The sequence below is a fragment of the Bacillus sp. FCW2 genome (genome assembly GCF_021228595.1).
GTDB lineage: Bacteria > Bacillota > Bacilli > Bacillales > Bacillaceae > Bacillus > Bacillus velezensis.
On record NZ_CP089436.1, the window covers coordinates 4,000,397 to 4,019,680 of the forward strand.

18 protein-coding genes and 1 riboswitch are annotated in these 19,284 nt (G+C 45.3%); of the genes, 11 read left to right on the plus strand and 7 right to left on the minus strand.

Translation table 11 applies throughout. The features are described 5' to 3' along the window. Nucleotides 1-370 (plus strand): HNH/ENDO VII family nuclease (locus K3G25_RS19945; protein WP_232489480.1); only part of this gene is annotated, 370 nt, incomplete at its 5' end. A 13-nt stretch (nt 371-383) separates the two neighbouring features. Further along, the gene (locus K3G25_RS19950) at nt 384-848 is read left to right on the plus strand and encodes an SMI1/KNR4 family protein (RefSeq protein WP_029974608.1); all 465 of its coding nucleotides are present in this window, start codon (nt 384-386) and stop codon (nt 846-848) included. A 39-nt stretch (nt 849-887) separates the two neighbouring features. On the opposite strand, the gene K3G25_RS19955 is transcribed toward K3G25_RS19950, so the two are convergent. Together K3G25_RS19955 and K3G25_RS19960 are read right to left on the minus strand one after the other, a co-directional pair. Further along, nucleotides 888-1,169 (minus strand): hypothetical protein, encoded by a 282-nt coding sequence (locus K3G25_RS19955; protein WP_039251206.1) that lies wholly within the window; start codon nt 1,167-1,169, stop codon nt 888-890. Then, entirely contained in the window at nt 1,162-1,740 is a 579-nt protein-coding gene (locus tag K3G25_RS19960) for a MarR family winged helix-turn-helix transcriptional regulator (protein WP_232489481.1), read from the minus strand. Before K3G25_RS19960 ends, K3G25_RS19955 begins: the two co-directional genes overlap by 8 nt. 199 nt (nt 1,741-1,939) lie before the next feature. Here K3G25_RS19960 and K3G25_RS19965 point away from each other — a divergent pair, with 199 nt between their 5' ends. Next, nucleotides 1,940-2,164: a hypothetical protein gene (locus tag K3G25_RS19965; RefSeq protein WP_232489482.1), complete on the plus strand. Its 225-nt coding sequence runs from the start codon at nt 1,940-1,942 to the stop codon at nt 2,162-2,164. Between the two features lie 43 nt (nt 2,165-2,207). Here K3G25_RS19965 and K3G25_RS19970 read toward each other — a convergent pair whose 3' ends face one another. Together K3G25_RS19970 and K3G25_RS19975 are read right to left on the minus strand one after the other, a co-directional pair. Beyond that, nucleotides 2,208-2,492: a hypothetical protein gene (locus K3G25_RS19970; RefSeq protein ID WP_232489483.1), complete on the minus strand. Its 285-nt coding sequence runs from the start codon at nt 2,490-2,492 to the stop codon at nt 2,208-2,210. Between the two features lie 85 nt (nt 2,493-2,577). Continuing rightward, complete coding sequence (locus K3G25_RS19975; protein ID WP_232489484.1) at nt 2,578-4,641, minus strand: molybdopterin oxidoreductase family protein; 2,064 nt, start codon at nt 4,639-4,641, stop codon at nt 2,578-2,580. 146 nt (nt 4,642-4,787) lie between these two features. Continuing rightward, nucleotides 4,788-4,880: riboswitch (SAM riboswitch) on the plus strand. Nucleotides 4,881-5,001: 121 nt separating this feature from the next. On the opposite strand from K3G25_RS19975, the gene K3G25_RS19980 reads away from it, so the two are divergent. From K3G25_RS19980 to K3G25_RS19990, 3 genes are read left to right on the plus strand one after another with little or no spacing between them, the layout of a single operon-like run. Continuing rightward, nucleotides 5,002-6,018: a 2-hydroxyacid dehydrogenase gene (locus K3G25_RS19980; protein ID WP_007407339.1), complete on the plus strand. Its 1,017-nt coding sequence runs from the start codon at nt 5,002-5,004 to the stop codon at nt 6,016-6,018. Further along, nucleotides 6,011-7,477: an FGGY-family carbohydrate kinase gene (locus tag K3G25_RS19985; RefSeq protein ID WP_232489485.1), complete on the plus strand. Its 1,467-nt coding sequence runs from the start codon at nt 6,011-6,013 to the stop codon at nt 7,475-7,477. The genes K3G25_RS19980 and K3G25_RS19985 overlap by 8 nt, the downstream gene beginning before the upstream one ends. Before the next feature lie 47 nt (nt 7,478-7,524). Continuing rightward, a complete protein-coding gene (locus K3G25_RS19990; RefSeq protein ID WP_232489486.1) occupies nt 7,525-8,772 on the plus strand; it encodes an RbtT/DalT/CsbX family MFS transporter in 1,248 nt (415 codons plus the stop codon). 30 nt (nt 8,773-8,802) lie between these two features. Here the strand turns inward: K3G25_RS19990 and K3G25_RS19995 are convergent, their stop codons facing one another. Both K3G25_RS19995 and K3G25_RS20000 read right to left on the minus strand, forming a co-directional pair. Further along, on the minus strand, nt 8,803-9,564 hold the full coding sequence (locus K3G25_RS19995) for a hypothetical protein (protein WP_021494175.1): 762 nt from the start codon (nt 9,562-9,564) through the stop codon (nt 8,803-8,805). A gap of 65 nt (nt 9,565-9,629) precedes the next feature. Next, nucleotides 9,630-9,935 carry a hypothetical protein gene (locus tag K3G25_RS20000; protein WP_061862276.1) on the minus strand — a complete coding sequence of 102 codons (306 nt, stop codon included), beginning with the start codon at nt 9,933-9,935 and terminating at the stop codon, nt 9,630-9,632. Nucleotides 9,936-10,063: 128 nt separating this feature from the next. Here K3G25_RS20000 and K3G25_RS20005 point away from each other — a divergent pair, with 128 nt between their 5' ends. From K3G25_RS20005 to proB, 4 genes are all read left to right on the plus strand, one after another. Continuing rightward, nucleotides 10,064-10,780: a 3-ketoacyl-ACP reductase gene (locus K3G25_RS20005; protein WP_061862275.1), complete on the plus strand. Its 717-nt coding sequence runs from the start codon at nt 10,064-10,066 to the stop codon at nt 10,778-10,780. A 288-nt stretch (nt 10,781-11,068) separates the two neighbouring features. Beyond that, nucleotides 11,069-11,437 (plus strand): replication termination protein, encoded by a 369-nt coding sequence (gene rtp, locus K3G25_RS20010; RefSeq protein ID WP_003153833.1) that lies wholly within the window; start codon nt 11,069-11,071, stop codon nt 11,435-11,437. 185 nt (nt 11,438-11,622) lie between these two features. Beyond that, entirely contained in the window at nt 11,623-12,471 is an 849-nt protein-coding gene (gene proC / locus K3G25_RS20015; protein ID WP_014418088.1) for a pyrroline-5-carboxylate reductase, read from the plus strand. Between the two features lie 24 nt (nt 12,472-12,495). Then, nucleotides 12,496-13,614, plus strand: coding sequence for a glutamate 5-kinase (proB, locus tag K3G25_RS20020; RefSeq protein ID WP_017417943.1), 1,119 nt, complete (start codon nt 12,496-12,498; stop codon nt 13,612-13,614). A gap of 60 nt (nt 13,615-13,674) precedes the next feature. Here the strand turns inward: proB and K3G25_RS20025 are convergent, their stop codons facing one another. Then, nucleotides 13,675-14,577 (minus strand): glutamate biosynthesis transcriptional regulator GltC, encoded by a 903-nt coding sequence (locus tag K3G25_RS20025; RefSeq protein ID WP_014418086.1) that lies wholly within the window; start codon nt 14,575-14,577, stop codon nt 13,675-13,677. Nucleotides 14,578-14,722: 145 nt separating this feature from the next. On the opposite strand from K3G25_RS20025, the gene gltB reads away from it, so the two are divergent. After that, the gene (gltB, locus tag K3G25_RS20030) at nt 14,723-19,282 is read left to right on the plus strand and encodes a glutamate synthase large subunit (RefSeq protein ID WP_154817720.1); all 4,560 of its coding nucleotides are present in this window, start codon (nt 14,723-14,725) and stop codon (nt 19,280-19,282) included. Nucleotides 19,283-19,284: the final 2 nt, after the last annotated feature.

Consider the following 19,284-nt stretch of genomic DNA (forward strand, 5'->3'; position numbering starts at 1 on the left):
TGTTGAAATAAATGGCAAAGTAAAAGTTAAAGGACAAATTAGAGATGTAAGCCGTAGAGTCTATACCTTAAAGGACATTGATATTAATCAAAAAACTCCAAAAGGAAAAACCAACCTGGAATTAATGAAAGATGGTAAGTCTCCTTACGCTATAGACGGAACACAGATTAACTTACATCACCTCATACAAGAAGAAAGTGGACCGTTGCTTGAGATACCTAATAGTTTACATACAAAGTATAGCGACGTAATACATGGCCTTAAAGGTAATGGAGAAAGCTTCAGGAATGATGTTTACCTGGAGAAACAGTACAATAACTTTAAGACAAGGTATTGGAAGTGGAGAGCAAAACAATATGAGAAAGAATAAGGGGTTATAAACCATGGATTTTTATTTGAAAGTAAGAGAATTCATAGCTGATAATGCAAAAGAAAAAGATTTTACGGGTGGGATTGGAGAAGATAAAATTTTAAAAATTGAGCAAGATCTTCAAGTCACGCTGCCAGATAGCTACAAATGGTTTCTTAGAAACTATGGTTCTGGCGGGGTTTATGGAATCGATTTATTAGGCTATGATTTTGGCGGTGCTTCAGTTGTAGAAACAACCAGGGAATATCATGAATATAGGGGATTGCCAAGTGGCTTAGTAGTCATAGAACATGTTGATTTTTTTGGGTATTGTTTAGATACCAATAAAATCAACAGTGAAGGAGAATGTCCAGTTGTTATTTGGAGTGAATTCGGTGGCTATAAAGAACTTAATTCTGCCCATTTTATAAAGTTCTTTTATGAAAGACTTCATGAGATGAAAGAAAACTGGGAAGAAGATGAAGACTGGGACGATTAATAAAAGAAAGCTCTCTTTTAGAGAGCTTTTTTCAGATTTTCAATTTTTAACAGGCTTTATAATGAGCAAACAGGCATTACTCAAAATACTCGCCGCGCCTATCCAAAGCAGCCATTGTGTTGCGGTCAGCCATGAGGCAGTTAGGATAAAGAGTCCGATGGCAATTGATATATAATTGCCGGCTCGGTCCAGTTTACGTTTGCGATGAATTTTATATTTAGCATGAGAAATAAATTGATCAATTTTATCTTTCAGCTCATAGCATTTTTCCTTCATCTTATCCTCTGTTTCTTTTACTTTTCGATAAAGCATATTATTCATCGTCTCCACTCCCATATCGCCGTTTTGAAAATTCAGCCATGATTTTTTCTTCATAGTCATCTGAGATGAATTGTGCCTGCTCTTCAACTTTCAAATGTGCTTTTTCTTCAAAACCATCCTGTTCTTCACCATCAAAACGATAAAGTTTTTGCAATAGCCTCCAGAATGTTTCAATTTCATCAGTTGTGAAGTCTTGAAACATATCCGCTAAAAAATAGGTGGATTTTTCTGAACAGGAAATTAACGCTTTTTTTCCTTCAGCGGTAATCTCAATATTGATTGCACGTTTATCCAGTTTGCTTGGCACAGTGTGAACATATCCTTTTTTCGCGAGGCTTGAAATTAATTTGTTAGCGGTTTGTTTTGTTGTGCCCAGCTTTTTAGCGATATTCATAAGTGTGGTATCTTCCGTCGGTAAATGGGCAATAGCAATAAGAGTCATGTGCTGTCGGGAAGTCAACAGTTCTAAGTATTCGTCCCCCCGAGCCTGCACTTTATTGACAACCGAAAATAATGATGCGTAACTTTGTTGCATAACATGCAGTTCCTTCATTAGTAAATTAATATCCATAAGGTATCTCCTATCTGAATTGTCACCATGTTGACAATTACAATATACATCGAAATAGAAAATAAGTCAACATGGTGACTAATAGTAGCGGGTGCGGCTGTTTTCAAAAATGTCACAGGCAGTCGGAGTGTTTACAAAAGGGGAAATAAGTATAATAAATGCGAAAAGGGCATTAATCCAAAGTGAGAAGGTGTTTGACATGCATAAAGTGAACTGGTCAGAACAGTATGAATGGTTCAATAAACAGGATGAAAAAGACGGGCGTTTAATGGCGCTCCTTCGTCATGAGCTTACATATGAGGAAGTCATACGGTTATATAAGAAAGGGTTTTATTTGAAATCTAAAGAAGGGGATGTTTCGTTAAGTAAGAACGATATCTGTCGTATGTTTGGGGTTGAAGAGAGGCAGGGCGGCATATCTTAATGAACGGGAAGAGAAAAACTCTTCCCGCTTTTCATGGCAGCTGTTATTCTTTTTCCGGCATAGAAGTCAGCCATTCTCTTAATGTATTCTTCTGCACATACCGCTTTCCGTTTCTCGTGATATGCGGTATGTCAGAGGTGTCGGGCACGATTTGTTTTGCTTCTTCCTTCGTAACTCCTAAATAATAACCAATATAGAAGTGCAGATCTTTTTCTTTAATGAGAATGTGGTCAGTGTGTTCATGAGGATCAGGTGATTTAAAGTTTTTCAATCCGTCTCCGATGAAATATCCGGCTAAAGCGATTCCGATGCCGGTAATGATATCCATACAGCAAACCTCCAATAAACGTTATCACTTTTTATACGGTGAAGCCGGCTGAAAGGATTCAGCCTTCATCAAAACCGCCCGGCGTTTATTGCGGGCGGTTTTGATTGCTTAGCTTTTCCACCTGCACCTTTCCGGAGAAGAAAACAGCGCCTCCGCCCATATCCGCCAGCCGATCGGGCGTGAGCGAGTTGACAAGCTGTTTTTTATCATCCATATCGGCCCAAAGACCTTGGCTGACTGCAACGCCGGGAAGCACCTGTTCGCCGACCGAAGCTGTTAATTCACACTCGCCGCGGTGATTCCAAACTCTAACGGTTTCCCCGTCTTCTATGTTCCGGCGTACAGCATCTTCTGTATGAATAAAAAGCTTTGGCGCTTTTTCTAATTTTACGTGTTTTTCATTATTCGAAAATGTTGAATTTAAAAAATTATGATTCGGTCCCGGGACAAATAAAAGCGGAAAATCGTCATCGCTCTCAAGAGGGATGTGTGTCGGCAGCGCCGGATAACCGTCCTGTTTCATCTTTTCCGAATATAATTCAATTCTTCCGCTCGGTGTCTTGAGCTTTCCCGGAAAAAGCGGTTTTTTCCGTTTGGCTTTCATGAAGGAATGGCGTGAGAGCGCTTCGTAATCAATATCCTCGATATACGGATTGTCGGGAAAGTCCAGCGCCTGTCTGATCAACTCTTCATCGGAATCCTGAAGCTCCTGCTCGGTAAATCCCATTGCTCCGGCAAGCAAACGGAACACTTCCGTATTCGATTTGCTGTCCCCGTAGGGTTCGATCACCGGTTTTTGCAGCTGAATAAAATGATGCCAGTAAGACGTGTAAAAATCTGTGTTTTCAAATGCGGATGAAGCAGGGAGCACGATATCCGCATATTTGGCGGTTTCCGTTAAAAATAGATCGTGAACGACTGTAAATAAATCCTCCCGCAGCAGGCCTTTTCTGACTTTATTCGCTTCCGGCGCAACCACTGCAGGATTCGTACCGTAAATAAACAGGGAGCGTACGGGCGGTTTTGTTTCTAAAAGAACGCTTCCGAGCCTGTTCATATTAAATGATCGCGGCTTCCTGCCGTAAAGCAGATCAGGCCGCTGGAGCGCTTGTCTGTTATAGTTTAATACCGCGCTGTTGTGCTTGATTGCGCCTCCTCCGGTGTTGAGCCACTGTCCTGTAACAGCCGGAAGGCAGGCGACGGTGCGGACGATCATTCCGCCGTTGTCATGGTGCTGAATGCCGTTTCCGATCCTGATAAGGGAAGGGGAGGTTTCCCCGTACATTCTCGCAAGACGTCTGATATCGTCGGCTTTAACGCCTGTAATAGCAGAAACCGTTTCCGGATCATAGTGTTTAACATGCGCTTTTAATTCGTCACTGCCTTCGGTGTATTCTGTGAGAAATGCTTCATCGTGAAGGTTTTCGTCGAATAAGACATGCATGATACCGAGGGCGAGTGCGGCATCTGTGCCGGGGCGAATGGAAATAAACCAATCGGCAAGCCGGCCGGTTTGGTTCTTATGTACATCGATAACGACAATTTTAGCTCCTTTTTTCCGGGCTTTTTGAGCAATCATGACTTGATGCATATTCGTGCTGACGGCATTGATCCCCCAAAAAATAAAGAGCTTTGCATGTATGGTCTCCTCCGGATCAGTACCCGCTCCTTCACCCATTGTATAGTTATAGCCTTCAGAACCGGCTTTGCTGCAGATCGTCCGTTCGAGATGACTCGCTCCGAGACGATGGAAAAAACGGCGGTCCATTCCCTCTGCCGCCAGTTTTCCCATATTGCCGTAAAAGCTGTACGGAAGAATGCTTTCTGCTCCTTCTTCGGCAATAAGCTCTTTCCAGCGCGCACTGATCGTATTGATCGCTTCCTCCCAGGAAATAGGCGCAAACGCGGCTTCACCTTTTTTACCGATCCGTTTTAACGGAACGGTTACACGCTTCTCATCATAAATACGCTCAGCCATGTGTCTGACTTTGTTGCAAATATTCCCTGATGTGACCGGGTGGTCGGGGTCTCCCTGAATGTTAACGATTTTTCCGTCTTTTTTTGTCACAAGCAAGCCGCATTGATCGGGACAGTCTAGTGAGCATACCGACTTAAAGACCCCGTTCGGCTGTGTTGCAGCAGAATTCATAGCCCATTTCTCCTCTTTGTTTATATTGTAAGCATTATAACATTTCAAAATCGAACGTCAATTCAGAAAAAAGTGTTGACATCACGGAAAGACTTTTCTATGATGAGTTTATTCTTTTAAAAAGCCTGACAATTTCATCATTTTATTTTCTATCCAGAGAGGTGGAGGGACTGGCCCTATGAAACCTCGGCAACATTTATTGTGCCAATTCCAGCAAGCGTATGCTTGAAAGATAGGAAAGAATGATCTATACATATTTGTGCGCTTCAAGCGCATAAAGACGGTATATGAATCTCTTTCCTTCTTTGGGGAAAGAGATTTTTTTATGAAAAAATTTATGTGAAAAGGATGTTTTGCACCATGACGGTTTTAATTACCGCACCATATCACGACGAGGGGCTGAAGGAGCTGACTGAGCTGTTCGGCCGGACTGTGCACCGGCCGTGGAAGAAGCACGGCCGGGCCTATCGGGAAGATGAATTGATCCGAATGATTCAAGAGACAAACGCGTCGGGGCTTATTACTGAACTTGATGAGGTGTCTGAGCGTGTTATTGACATATTGCCTGATTCCGCTTTTATCGGTGTCTGCAGAGGAATGCCGTCTAATGTGAATATTGCGGCGGCGACTAAAAGAAAAATCCCCGTTTTCTTTACACCGGCCCGCAATGCCCAGGCCGTTGCTGAAATGTTTATCGGAAATGTGATTTCATTTTTGCGTCATACGTATTCTTCCCATCAGTGGCTGAAGGACGGGAAGTGGAATGGTGATTATTTGCAGGCTTACGTCAAATTCAGAGGAAATGAGCTGACAGGGAAAACAGTCGGCCTTATCGGTTTCGGAGCTGTCGGACAGAGAATCGCCCGGCTATTGGCCGCTTTTGACTGCAAGGTGCTTTACTATGACCCATTTGTCCGTCATGAAAACCGGGAGTATGAAAAAACGACGATTGAACGGGTATTTTCTGAAAGTGATATTGTTTCCGTTCACTTGCCGCGCACAGAAGAAACCATCGGCCTTATCGGCGCCCGGCACTTTCAATTGATGAAACAGGAAGCTGTTTTTGTCAATACGTCAAGAGCGGCGGTTACAGACAGGGAAGAGCTGCTGCGGGTGCTGAAAGAACGGCGGATTAAGGGAGCGATCCTTGACGTGTTTTATCACGAACCGCCTGAATCTTCTGATTATGAATTGATCTCTTTGCCGAATGTGTTAGCGACTCCCCATTTAGCGGGCGCAACGTTTGAAGTGGAGGATCATCATGTGAAGATTTTAAATGAAGCGCTTTTCAAATGGAAACAAGATCAAACCTGTTCAATACGTGAACTTTATAACAAAAGAGAACTTGAAACGGAAGGAGGAGGCTGTAATGGCTGAACAAAAAGGCTACCTTGTATTTGACATCGGGACGGGGAATGCGCGAGTCGCGGTCGTGACTGCCGGCGGCGAAGTGACCGCGCTTAAAAGGGAAGACATTGAATATGTGACGGATCCGCTTTATCCGGACGGACGATATTTCTCACCGGAAGGGCTATGGACGCAAATCAGCGCTATGGCAAGGAAGGTTATTGCCAAAAGCCCTCATATTACATTAATCGGAATCACCTCAACAAGCCAGAGGCAGGGAATTGTTCTGATCAATAAAGATAAAAAGGCATTTCTCGGTCTGCCCAACATTGATAACAGAGGCCGTGAATGGGAAGACGGGATTGAGGCAAAAGAAGAAGTGCATCAGCAAACCGGACGTCTTCCGAGCGCTTTATTTTCCGCCATGAAACTTGTCGGATTAAAAGCTAGACAGCCGTCTTTATGGAAAGAAGTGAAGTACATCACAAGCATCAGTGACTGGGTGACATTTGAGCTGAGCGGCATTTTGAGCTATGAACCGTCACAGGCTGCTGAAACACTGCTGTTTGACGTAAGGAAAAAGGCGTGGTCAGAGACATTATGCAACATCTTCGGTGTGCCTTCTGCCATTCTTCCTTCACTCGTCCGATCTGGGACGGTTGTCGGAATGTTAACGTTTAAGAAAACGGCGGTTCTCGGTCTATCTGAAAGAGTGCCTGTGATTGCAGGCGGGGGAGACACACAGCTTGCCATCAAAAGTGCAGATGCAAAGCCGGGAGATATCGTCATCGTATCCGGCACGACGACGCCGATTACAAAGATAACAGCGGAGACCGGAACCGAAAGTTTAAAGAATGCATGGCTGAATTGCCATACAGAAGAAGGTCAATGGCTTCTTGAAACGAATCCGGGTGTAACAGGACTCAATTATCAAAAATTAAAATCCATTTTTTATCCGAATGAATCCTACGGCGTCATGGAACGGGAAATCGCAAGTCTGCCGAAACACGATCATGCTTGTATTTCTGCGTTAGGCTCCTATTTATCGCCTGAGAAAAACGCACTGGCAAAAGGCGGATTTATTTTTGACGCTCCGCTGTCCCAAAACTTAAGCAGAGCCCATTTTGTCAAAGCCGCACTGCTGGAAATCGCTTTTTCAATCAAATGGAACTATGAGGCGTTAACAGAGGTGGCTTCCTTTTCACAAGATTATGTGAAGGTGTGCGGCGGCGGTTTCCAAAGTGATGCTTTGACGCAGTTTCTTGCTAACCTTCTGCAAAAGAAAATCTATAAGAGAGAGGGGTTCAGCCAGGCATCCGCAATGGGAGCGGCGATGATTTGCAACGAAGCTCTCGGTGTGAAAGCAGAGCTTTCGAGCAGCACAAAGGTAATTGAGCCGGAAGCGGATCAGACGGATCTCTTCCTATATGAAGAATGGAAACATACGCAAGAATTATTTACTCATTTTCAGCCGGCGGTGAAAGCCTGACTTGGGGATGAGATGACAACATGAAAGATTGCTGAGGAGGAACAAAAATGCTTAATAAAATAGGAATTCCGAAACAGCTCGCCTGGGGATTTTTAGGGGTCGTGCTGTTTATGATGGGGGACGGCCTTGAACAAGGCTGGCTCAGCCCGTTTTTAGTTGAAAACGGCTTGACGGTACAGCAATCAGCATCCCTGTTTACGGTTTACGGTATTTCTCTCGCTGTGGCGTCTTGGTTTTCAGGGGTCTGCCTCGAAGCCTTCGGCGCAAAGCGGACGATGTTTATGGGGCTGTTGTTTTACGTGATCGGAACAGCCGCGTTTATCGCATACGGATTTGAAAATCTTAATTTGCCGGTGATGTATGTCACGTATTTTATTAAAGGGCTGGGTTATCCGCTGTTTGCCTATTCATTTTTGACATGGGTGATTTACCGGTCGCCGAAAAACAGGCTCAGTACGGCGGTCGGCTGGTTCTGGATTGCATATTGCTGCGGGATGTTTGTATTCGGTGCTTGGTATTCAAGCTGGGCCATCAAATCCTTCGGCTATTTGAATACACTGTGGAGTTCAATTTTCTGGGTCTGCCTCGGCGCGTTTTTTGCTTTGATTTTAAATAGGGACCGCTTTGAAAAGAAAAAGGCAGATAAGCGGGAAAAGGCGCAGGAATTAATGAAGGGAATCACCATCCTTGCTGTAAATCCGCGCGTGTTCTCTGGGGGGATCATTCGGATCATTAACAGCATCGGAACATACGGATTTCCGGTATTCCTCCCGATGCATATGGCGCAGCACGGCATTTCTACAAATGTATGGCTTCAAATTTGGGGAACGATCTTTCTCGGAAATATCGTCTTTAACTTAATCTTCGGCGCAGTCGGCGATGCCTTCGGCTGGAAAAAGACTGTCATGTGGTTCGGGGGAGTGGGCTGCGGCATTTTTACTCTTTTATTATATTATGCACCTGTTGTATCACATGGGAACTTGCTTTTCGTCAGCATTGTCGGTTTTATATGGGGAGGGCTCCTCGCCGGGTTCGTTCCGGTCGGGGCTATCGTGCCGACGGCGGCCGGCAGCGATAAAGGTGCTGCCATGTCTGTGTTAAATCTGACTGCGGGACTGTCGGCATTTGTCGGCCCCGCGCTTGCCTGGGCGTTCATCGGACTTGTCGGCGCACAAGGCGTTGTATGGATTTTCGCAGCGCTCTATTTCGTAAGTGCAATCTTGACAAATCAAATCAAAATACCTGAAGAGAAAACGGCAAAACACAATAAAGCATTGCCTGAATACGCTTCTTAACAGCAGCGCCCCGAAAATTCGGGGCGTTTTTTACAGCTGCTGAAGAAACCCGGCAAAGCGCTGAATTTGTTCACGTAACGATTGTTTGTTTTCGTGAAATTGTTTGAAACGATGTCCGTTTGCTCCGGACGGATGCGGGAAGCCTTCCAGAATGACCGCATGACCCATTCTGCCGTTCTTCTTCAGCATGCGGCAGGCTGATTCTGCTGCTTTACCGAGAGGGATAAGCAGAATGTCCTTTTCTATCATTTCTATTTCATCCGGAAAACATCTCAGCGCGTAACGGCTGAGAAGAGCTGATCTGCTGATTGCCGGCCGATGTCCCGTATAGTTTTTCTGTTTATAAAAAACAGGGTGTTTGATAACGGACGTTGTATGAAGAAGCTCCCGTTTTGAATCAAATAACCGGGATGAATCCTCAACGTGAAGCGCGGCCGGCAGACCGCATTCATTAAGCATTTCGATGATGTTCTGTCTCATTGAACCGGAAAGTCCGGCCGCTTTTTTTGTTTCATACGCTATCGTTTCAAGAGTTTCGCCATCTTTTAAAAGCTGTGCCGCTTTTTTGTAAGCCAGCTGCATTTGAAAAAAACCGGGTGTGATTCCGGAAATGGCAACGACTGCATGAGGGTTAATATATTCATTATGAGGCGAATAATACAAATCCAGATCTCCGTCCTTGGCTAAATGGAAAGCCGGAGTCAGCAAATCCGATTTTGTAAATTCTCCCGAATATGATAGTGCTTTAAGCTGCTGCAAAAAACGCGCAAGCCGCTCACGATCGCAAATCATGTTATGCCTCCTTGAATCCGCCGGTTTCTCTTAGTGTCATCAAAAACGTCGGATGACATGCAGGCTCATACATCACTTTTACCGGCGTTCCAGACCATCTTCAGGACATGAGACGTTCCTTTAACTTCGGCCGCCGTCGTTTGCACGGCTGTTTTTTTAGTGAGAAAATCTTCCTTCAGCTCTTTCTGCTTTTGCGATAACAGATCGGTTTCTGTTTTGATTTCATCAACGGCCGTCTGCATGGACGCTGTCGCGGCGTTAATTTTCTTTATATCAGGCGCTGTGTTTCTTTTAAAACGCACGGCGGATACGGCTGCATAAATTAAAGCGGCAGCCGCAACGGCAACACTGATATACAAAATGATGATCATCTGCTTTTCACTCCTTTTTTTCAGTTGATACCCTTTACGGATCGTGTTGAATCATTTTATTTGCTAATTGTTTTTTTCTGCTTATAATGTGAAATCGTACATAAGGACATTCAGAAAGGGTGAAAGACGTGGAAAGCTTACAAAACAAAACGGCTCTTATCACGGGTGCGGGCAGAGGAATCGGCCGCGCCGCCGCTATCGCTTTAGCCAAAGAAGGAGTCAATATCGGTTTAATCGGCCGCACAGTAGCAAATGTCGAAAAGGTTGCGGAAGAAGTGAAAGCCCTAGGTGTAAAGGCATCATTCGCTGCTGCCGATGTAAAAAACCAAAAAGAGGTTGAGCAAGCCGTCTCCTCTATTAAAGAAGAACTCGGTGAGATTGACATCTTGATTAACAATGCCGGAATCAGCAAATTCGGCGGATTTTTGGATCTTACGCCTGAAGAGTGGGAAGACATCATTCAAGTTAATGTAATGGGTGTATACCACGTGACACGCGCCGTTCTTCCAGAAATGATTGAGAGAAAATCAGGAGATATCATTAATATTTCTTCTACGGCGGGCCAAAGAGGCGCCGCGGCGACAAGTGCGTACAGCGCTTCTAAATTTGCCGTTCTCGGTCTGACTGAATCTCTCATGCAGGAAGTCAGAAAACACAATATCCGTGTCAGCGCAATGACTCCGAGCACGGTTGCCAGCGACATGTCTATTGAATTAAATTTGACAGACGGCAATCCGGAAAAAGTCATGCAGCCTGAGGATCTTGCAGAATATATGGTTGCTCAATTGAAATTACATCCGCGCATTTTCATCAAAACTGCCGGTTTGTGGTCTACCAATCCTTAAACAAAAGGGGACCTGTCTTCGTGACGGGTCTTTTTTTTGTTTCCGCAACCCGAATAAATAGGCATAAAGATCCGTTTTTGCAGAAAAAAGAGTGAAAAAGAAACCGATATCAGTTATAATTAAACTAAATAAACTATGTACCAAATGTTCATTAAAATTATTTTTCCTCGCTCTCCAAAAAACAAATTAATACAAATCAAACTGTCCGAACGATAAAAAGGAAAAACGAGATATAAAGAGAATATTTAGTACATGGAATAATTTGTTAGAAGGAAGGGTGTGCACATATTGAAAGAAGAAAAAAGAAGTTCAACCGGTTTTTTAGTGAAACAAAGAGCTTTTTTAAAGCTTTACATGATTACAATGACAGAGCAGGAACGGCTTTACGGACTGAAGCTTCTCGAGGTGCTGCGTTCGGAATTTAAACCCATCGGTTTTAAGCCGAATCATACCGAGGTGTACCGTTCACTTCACGAACTTTTGGATGACGGGATTTTAAAGCAAGTGAAAGTGAAAAAAGAGGGAGCCAAACTCCAGGAAGTCGTTCTCTATCAATTTAAAGACTATGAAGCTGCGAAGCTTTACAAAAAACAGCTGAAGACAGAGCTTGACCGCTGCAAAAAGCTGATAGAAAAAGCCATTTCAGATAATTTTTAAATCCGGCCGGAACGCACCCGGCCTCCCGGGCTCAAAAGGTTTGTAAGGTTTGTTTTGTGATTCATTATACATAATAACAGGCTCGGAACAATACATATCAATAAAACCTTCAAACTTGACATCGACTCCTGAAGTGGTAACATAAAAAACGTGTGAAAAATACGAACAAAATACGAACAAGGGAGATGTTACCGATCTTAGATCAAAAGAAAGTTGCTTTTATCGGAGCAGGATCAATGGCTGAAGGAATGATATCAGGCATGGTCCGCGCAAAAAAAATTCCCAACCAAAACATCTGCGTGACAAACCGCCGCAATACAGAGCGACTCGCTGAATTGGAACATCAATACGGAATTCAAGGCATTGCTTTTGACAGCATGAAAACCGAAGACATTGATGTCTTTATTTTAGCCATGAAACCGAAGGATGCTGAAATCGCTCTTGCTACGCTGAAACGGCGTATTCAACCTCATCAAATCATCCTGTCTGTTCTGGCAGGCATAACAACCTCATTTATACAACAATCATTACATGACCGTCAGCCGGTTGTAAGAGTGATGCCGAACACATCCAGCATGATCGGCGAATCGGCAACAGCTGCGGCTTTCGGAGACCATGTCTCTTACGGTTCAGCAAAAACCGCGGTATCCCTTTTGGAATGCCTCGGGGAAGTATACGTGATCAAGGAAGATCAGATGGATATTTTCACCGGCATCGCAGGCAGCGGACCGGCGTACTTTTATTATTTAATGGAGTTTATTGAAAAAGCAGGTGAAGAAGCCGGCTTAGACAAACGGCTGTCCCGCAAAATCGGCGCGCAAACGTTATTGGGCGCAGCTAAAATGCTGATGGAAACGGGTGAAAAACCGGATGTGCTTCGGGAAAACATCACCTCTCCAAACGGCACGACGGAAGCCGGCCTCGATGCGCTCAGGTCAGAAGGCGGCGGAGAAGCCATTGCCAAAGCCATTAAACACGCGACCGAACGTTCTATTGAGATCAGCAAAACAATTGAAAAAACGGCAGCACTATAATCGTTAAAAAACAGGAGTGATACAGTGACGTCTCGGACGAAGATCAAAAGAGTCGCGGTGAAAATCGGCAGCAGCTCACTGACGAGCCTGCACGGGGAAATCAGCAGAAGAAAGCTGGAAGCATTGGTGGATCAAATCGCACAGCTGAAAGACAGCGGCTATGAAGTGATTTTAGTATCTTCCGGCGCAGTGGCGGCAGGTTATCGGAAGCTCGGATTTATTCAGAAACCGGAAAGCCTCCCTGAAAAACAGGCTTCCGCTTCCATCGGGCAGGGATTATTAATGGAGGCTTATTCAAAGCTGTTTTTAGCGCACGGTTATGTCGCATCACAAATATTAATTACAAGAAGCGATTTTTCCGATGAATGCCGCTACCATAATGTCCGCAATACGATGAACGTCCTTTTGGAACGGGGAATTATTCCGATTATTAATGAAAATGACACGGTCACAGTCAACCGGCTGAAATTCGGAGATAACGATACACTCGCAGCGAAGGTGGCAGGTTTAATTGATGCCGACATGCTTGTGATTTTATCAGACATTGACGGTTTATATGATGATAATCCGCGCAGCAACCCGAAGGCGAAAAGAATCAGACATGTAAGTGACATTACCCCGGAAATAGAAGCGAGCGCGGGAGATGCCGGGAGTGAGATGGGAACAGGCGGAATGCGTTCGAAACTGGATGCTTTTAAAATTGTGATGGCCTCGGGTATTAAAGGCTTTCTCGGGCAGGCTAACATTCCGGACATTCTGCTTCAAGCGGTAGATGAGGCTGCTGAAGGAACTTATTTTGAAGCGGAAGGAACCCTGCCGTTAAACCACAAAGAACAATGGCTTGCGTTTAATTCCGGTCCAGAAGGTGAAATTGTGATGGAAAAAGAAAGCAGCCGTGATGTCGCGAACGGAAATATGGAGCTGTCACCGCAGGACATCGAGCAGATTAAGGGCAGATTCAGCTGCGGAGCGGTTGTCAGGCTGCTTGATCAGCAGGGAGAAGAGCTCGGACTCGGCATCGTCAACTATTCCTCAGCCCAGCTGAAGACATTTAAAGAAACGCCGCATAAACAGGCCGATCAATCAGTCATTGATCCGGAAGCATTTGTCTGTCACGTTGAACTATCCATTCCGATCGGCTGAGAAAGATCTATAAAAATATGAAAAAGCCCGAGGCTTCGTTTTGAAGCTCGGGTTTGTTTTTTATTGATATTGTTCAAGTTTGGAGAAAAATTGAATGACAAAATGATAGAAATCATTTGCAGACGGAGCCAGTTCCCTTCCTTTTGGTTTAATAATGCCTACGGTGCGCTTCACTTGAGGAAATTCAATCGGAATTTTGACCGTAAACCGGGGTGTGGTTTCTGCAAAGGTGCTTTCAGGTAATAAAGTCACTCCCATCCCCGCGGAGACTAATCCTTTAATGGCATCTAAATCCTCGCCCTCCGTCGATACAAGCGGCGCAAAGCCGGCCTGTCTGCAAGCGTCAATCGCCATGTTTCGGAGAATAAACCCTTCAGGAAATAAAACGAATTGGTCGCCGCGCAGATCAATTAAATGAATATTTTTCTGTTTGGCAAGCGGATGATGCAGCGGAACAAGCGCGTAAATCTTTTCCGTGAATAAGATATGGCCTGTTATGTCGGGGAATTCCGTCGGAACGGGGCCGAGCAGCGCCGCATCTATATCCCTGTTTCTTACGGCTTCAATTAAAAACTTATAAGACCCCTGACGGAGCAAAAACTCAACGTTCGGGTATTCCTCTTTAAATGCCGAAATCACCGTCGGCAAAAGCTGGCTTGCAAGGCTCGTCGGAAATCCTATTTTGACGGTTCCGCGATTCGGATCAAGATATTCATCAATTTGTTCCTTCGCGTAATCAATTGCTTTCATCGCCGTTTTAACATGTTCTAAAAATTGCTTGCCGATCGGCGTTAATTTAATATTTCTGCCTTCCCGTTCAAATAAAGTGACTTTCAGCTCTTCTTCAAGATTTGCAATCTGCCTGCTGATGGCGGATTGTGCGACATGCAGATGATCAGCCGCTTCTGACACATGTTCCCGTTCTGCTACCTCCATAAAATACCGAAGCTGGCGTAATTCCATTGCGTTCACACCCATCTATCTCATTTTGAGATGTATTTGATCTAAATTATATATTGTTTATATTGTTTTGAAAACTTACAATTAATTTAAAGTTGTCAGATTTTATGACCGATAATTAACGGAAACTGATCGGGGGAGAGGAATTATGACTTACAATCAAATGCCGAAAGCACAAGGTCTCTACCGTCCGGAATTTGAGCACGATGCATGCGGAATCGGCTTGTACGCCCATTTAAAAGGGAAACCTTCACATGACATTGTCAAAAAAGGACTGAAGATGCTTTGCCAGCTGGATCACAGAGGAGGACAGGGCAGTGATCCGAATACGGGTGACGGCGCCGGCCTGATGGTTCAGATCCCTGATGCTTTTTTTAAGAAAGAGTGCGGAGAAATGAGACTGCCGGAAAAAGGCCGTTACGGGGTAGGAATGGTCTTTTTCTCGCAAAATGAAGAGGAAAGAAAAAAGATCGAAAAACAGGTGAATGCATTCATTGAGCAGGAAGGACAGATCGTTCTCGGCTGGAGAACCGTCCCTGTAAATATCGGAAAAATCGGAACAGTGGCACAAAGTACTTGCCCGTATGTGCGTCAAGTATTCATCGGCGCCGCAAACGATTTGAAAGACAGCCTTGCTTTTGAACGCAAACTGTATGTCATCCGGAAGCAGGCGGAAAATTGGGGCGTTCAAGAACAGCTTGATTTTTACTTCGCAAGCTTGTCAAGCCAGACTATTGTTTATAAAGGGTTGTTAACGCCTGAGCAGGTTGACGCTTTTTATTTGGATTTGCAGGATGAAACCTTCGTATCTGCATTTTCACTCGTGCATTCAAGATTCAGCACAAATACCTTTCCTACTTGGGAACGTGCCCATCCGAACCGCTATCTGATTCATAACGGAGAAATCAATACGCTCCGGGGCAACATCAATTGGATGAGAGCGAGGGAGCAGCAGTTTGTTTCAGAAAGCTTCGGAGACGATCTTCACAAAGTGCTGCCGATTTTAAATGCTGAGGGCAGTGACTCATCCATTCTTGATAATGCGTTTGAATTTTTCGTGATGGCGGGGCGGAAACCGGCACATACGGCAATGATGCTGATTCCGGAACCATGGACAGAAAACACTCACATGTCTAAAGCGAAACGGGCTTTTTATGAATATCACAGCTCTTTAATGGAGCCGTGGGACGGGCCGACCGCCATTTCGTTTACGGACGGAAAACAAATCGGTGCCATCCTTGACCGTAACGGCCTGCGTCCGGCACGTTACTATGTGACAAAAGATGACCATATTATTTTCTCATCTGAGGTCGGCGTTATTGAAGTAGAGCAGGAGAACATTCTTCATAAAAAACGTCTGGAGCCCGGAAAAATGCTGCTCATTGACTTAGAGGAAGGCCGGATTATTTCAGATGAAGAAGTGAAAACAGAAATCGCCAATGAATTCCCTTATCAAAAATGGCTTGAAGAAGAATTGGTTCAAGTGAATCCTGACCCGGAAACCCGGGAAGAGGAACAATTCGATGATCTTCTCGTCCGTCAAAAAGCGTTTGGCTATACGTATGAAGATATTCAGAAGTATTTAATTCCTGTTATTAAAGAAGGCAAGGACCCGCTCGGCTCTATGGGAAATGATTCGCCGCTCGCCGTTTTATCCGATCGCGCCCAATCACTGTTTCATTACTTTAAACAGCTGTTTGCGCAAGTCACAAACCCGCCGATTGACGCGATCCGCGAGCAGCTTGTGACCTCTACGGTGACATGGCTTGGAGCTGAAGGCGATCTGCTGCATCCGAGTGAAAGAAATGCACGCCGCATAAAATTGTATACTCCTGTATTATCAAACGAACAGTTTTATGCGCTGAAAACACTTGTGCATCCTGACATTAAGAGCCAGAACATCCGCACGCTGTTTTCCGATGACCTGGAAAAAGGCCTGAAGGATTTGTTTCAGCAAGCGGAAAAAGCGATCAAGGAAGGCGTATCTCTGTTAATTTTATCTGACAGGGCAATGAGTAAAGAGTTGACGCCGATTCCGCCGCTTTTGGCCGTCAGTGCGCTGCATCAGCATTTGATCCGCCAAGGTCTGCGAACAAAAGCAAGCATTATCGTTGAATCCGGGGAAGCGCGTGAAGTTCATCACTTTGCGGCTCTCATCGGATATGGTGCCGATGCTGTCAATCCGTATTTGACTTACGCTACGTATAAGCAGGAAATCGATGAAGGCCGGCTTGATATTCCGTATGAAGAAGCTGTCAGCAAATACGGAAAGAGCGTAACAGAAGGCGTCGTGAAAGTGATGTCAAAAATGGGAATTTCAACTGTGCAAAGTTACAGGGGCGCCCAAATTTTTGAAGCGGTCGGCATCGGTGAAGACGTTATCGCCAAATACTTTACCGGTACTGCATCTCAGCTTGGCGGAATCGATATCGAGACGATTGCGCAAGAAGCGAAGAAGCGCCACCAAGCGGCGTACAAGGATGATTACAGCCAAACTCTTGATCCGGGAAGTGAATTCCAATGGCGAAACGGGGGAGAGCACCACGCTTTCAACCCGAAAACCATCCATACTCTGCAATGGGCCTGCCGCAAAAATGATTACAGCCTGTTTAAGCAGTATTCTCATGCAGCGGATGAAGAACGAATCGGATTTTTACGCAATCTGTTCGCCTTCAAAGAAGACCGCAAGCCTTTAAAATTAGAGGAAGTTGAATCAGCTGCGTCCATTGTGAAACGTTTTAAAACAGGAGCGATGTCATTCGGTTCATTAAGCAAGGAAGCCCATGAGGCTTTAGCGATAGCGATGAACAGGCTTGGCGGAAAAAGCAACAGCGGAGAAGGCGGCGAGGACCCGAAACGTTTCGTTCCGGATGAAAATGGCGACGACAGAAGAAGTGCGATTAAACAGATCGCTTCCGGCCGTTTCGGTGTAAAGAGCCATTATCTCGTCAATGCGGATGAATTGCAGATCAAAATGGCGCAAGGGGCGAAGCCGGGAGAAGGCGGTCAGCTTCCGGGCAACAAGGTATATCCTTGGGTCGCGGATGTCCGCGGTTCTACACCAGGTGTAGGGCTGATCTCACCGCCTCCTCACCATGATATTTATTCAATTGAAGATTTGGCGCAGCTGATTCATGATTTGAAAAATGCAAATCGAAGCGCGCGAATCAGCGTCAAGCTCGTGTCAAAAGCCGGTGTCGGCACGATTGCTGCCGGTGTGGCAAAAGGCACTGCGGATGTCATCGTCATCAGCGGCTACGATGGCGGAACGGGCGCGTCGCCGAAAACAAGTATTAAACATACGGGTCTTCCGTGGGAGCTTGGTCTTGCAGAAGCTCACCAAACGCTGATGCTGAACGGTTTACGGGATCGCGTGGTATTGGAAACGGACGGTAAGCTGATGACAGGCCGAGATGTCGTGATGGCCGCCTTGCTCGGTGCGGAGGAATTCGGCTTTGCTACAGCGCCGCTTGTCGTTCTCGGCTGTGTCATGATGCGCGCCTGCCATTTAGATACATGTCCTGTAGGTGTCGCGACGCAAAATCCGGAGCTCCGCAAGAAATTCATGGGCGATCCTGACCATATCGTAAATTACATGCTGTTTGTCGCAGAAGAAGTGCGTGAATATATGGCGCAATTAGGCTTTAAGACGCTTGATGAAATGATCGGACGGACAGACGTTCTTCATGTCAGTGAACGTGCAAAAGCGCATTGGAAAGCGGGCCAGCTTGATTTATCCACACTGCTGTACCAGCCTGAAGGCGTACGTACTTTCCGTACGGCGCAAAACCATAAAATCGACGAGTCGCTTGATATGACGGTTATTCTTCCGGCGGTGCAGGCTGCAATTGAAGCCGGTCAGGAAGCGGAAGCTGAAATCAAGATCAATAATACAAATCGTGTAGCCGGAACCGTGACGGGAAGTGAAATTTCTAAACGCTACGGAGCTGAAGGCCTGCCGGATGATACAATCAGACTTCATTTTACCGGATCAGCCGGACAGAGTTTCGGAGCATTTGTCCCTAAAGGGATGACGCTTCATTTGAACGGGGATTCAAATGACTACGTAGGCAAAGGGCTTTCAGGCGGAAAAATCATCGTGAAAGCGCCTGATGCCTTCAATTGTGAAACACACGATAACGTTATTATCGGGAACGTCGCATTTTACGGAGCAACAAGCGGGGAAGCGTACATTAACGGGCGCGCCGGTGAACGTTTTGCAGTCCGTAACAGCGGAGTCAATGTCGTTGTAGAAGGTATCGGAGACCACGGCTGTGAATACATGACAGGCGGCCGGGTTGTCGTCCTCGGCGAAGTCGGCAAAAACTTCGGGGCGGGAATGTCAGGCGGTATCGCATACGTCCTGAGTGATGATGCCAAAGCATTTAAACGCAAATGCAACATGGAAATGATTTCATTTGAAAAGCTGACGGATGAGGCTGAGATCAAAGAAGTGCAAGAAATGGTCAAACGGCACGCGGCGCTGACAAACAGCAAAAAAGCCGCAGATCTCCTGGACAATTGGGAAAAAGCCGCAGAAACCTTTATCAAAGTCATTCCGAAAAACTATAAACAAATGCTCCTCAGCATCGAAGAACAAAAAGCGGCGGGTTTATCAGAAGAAGACGCAATTATGTATGCTTTTGAAGCCAATACAAAGGTTCACCAAACGCCTGCCAAAGATCATAAACAAGCGGTAGTACAGTAAGA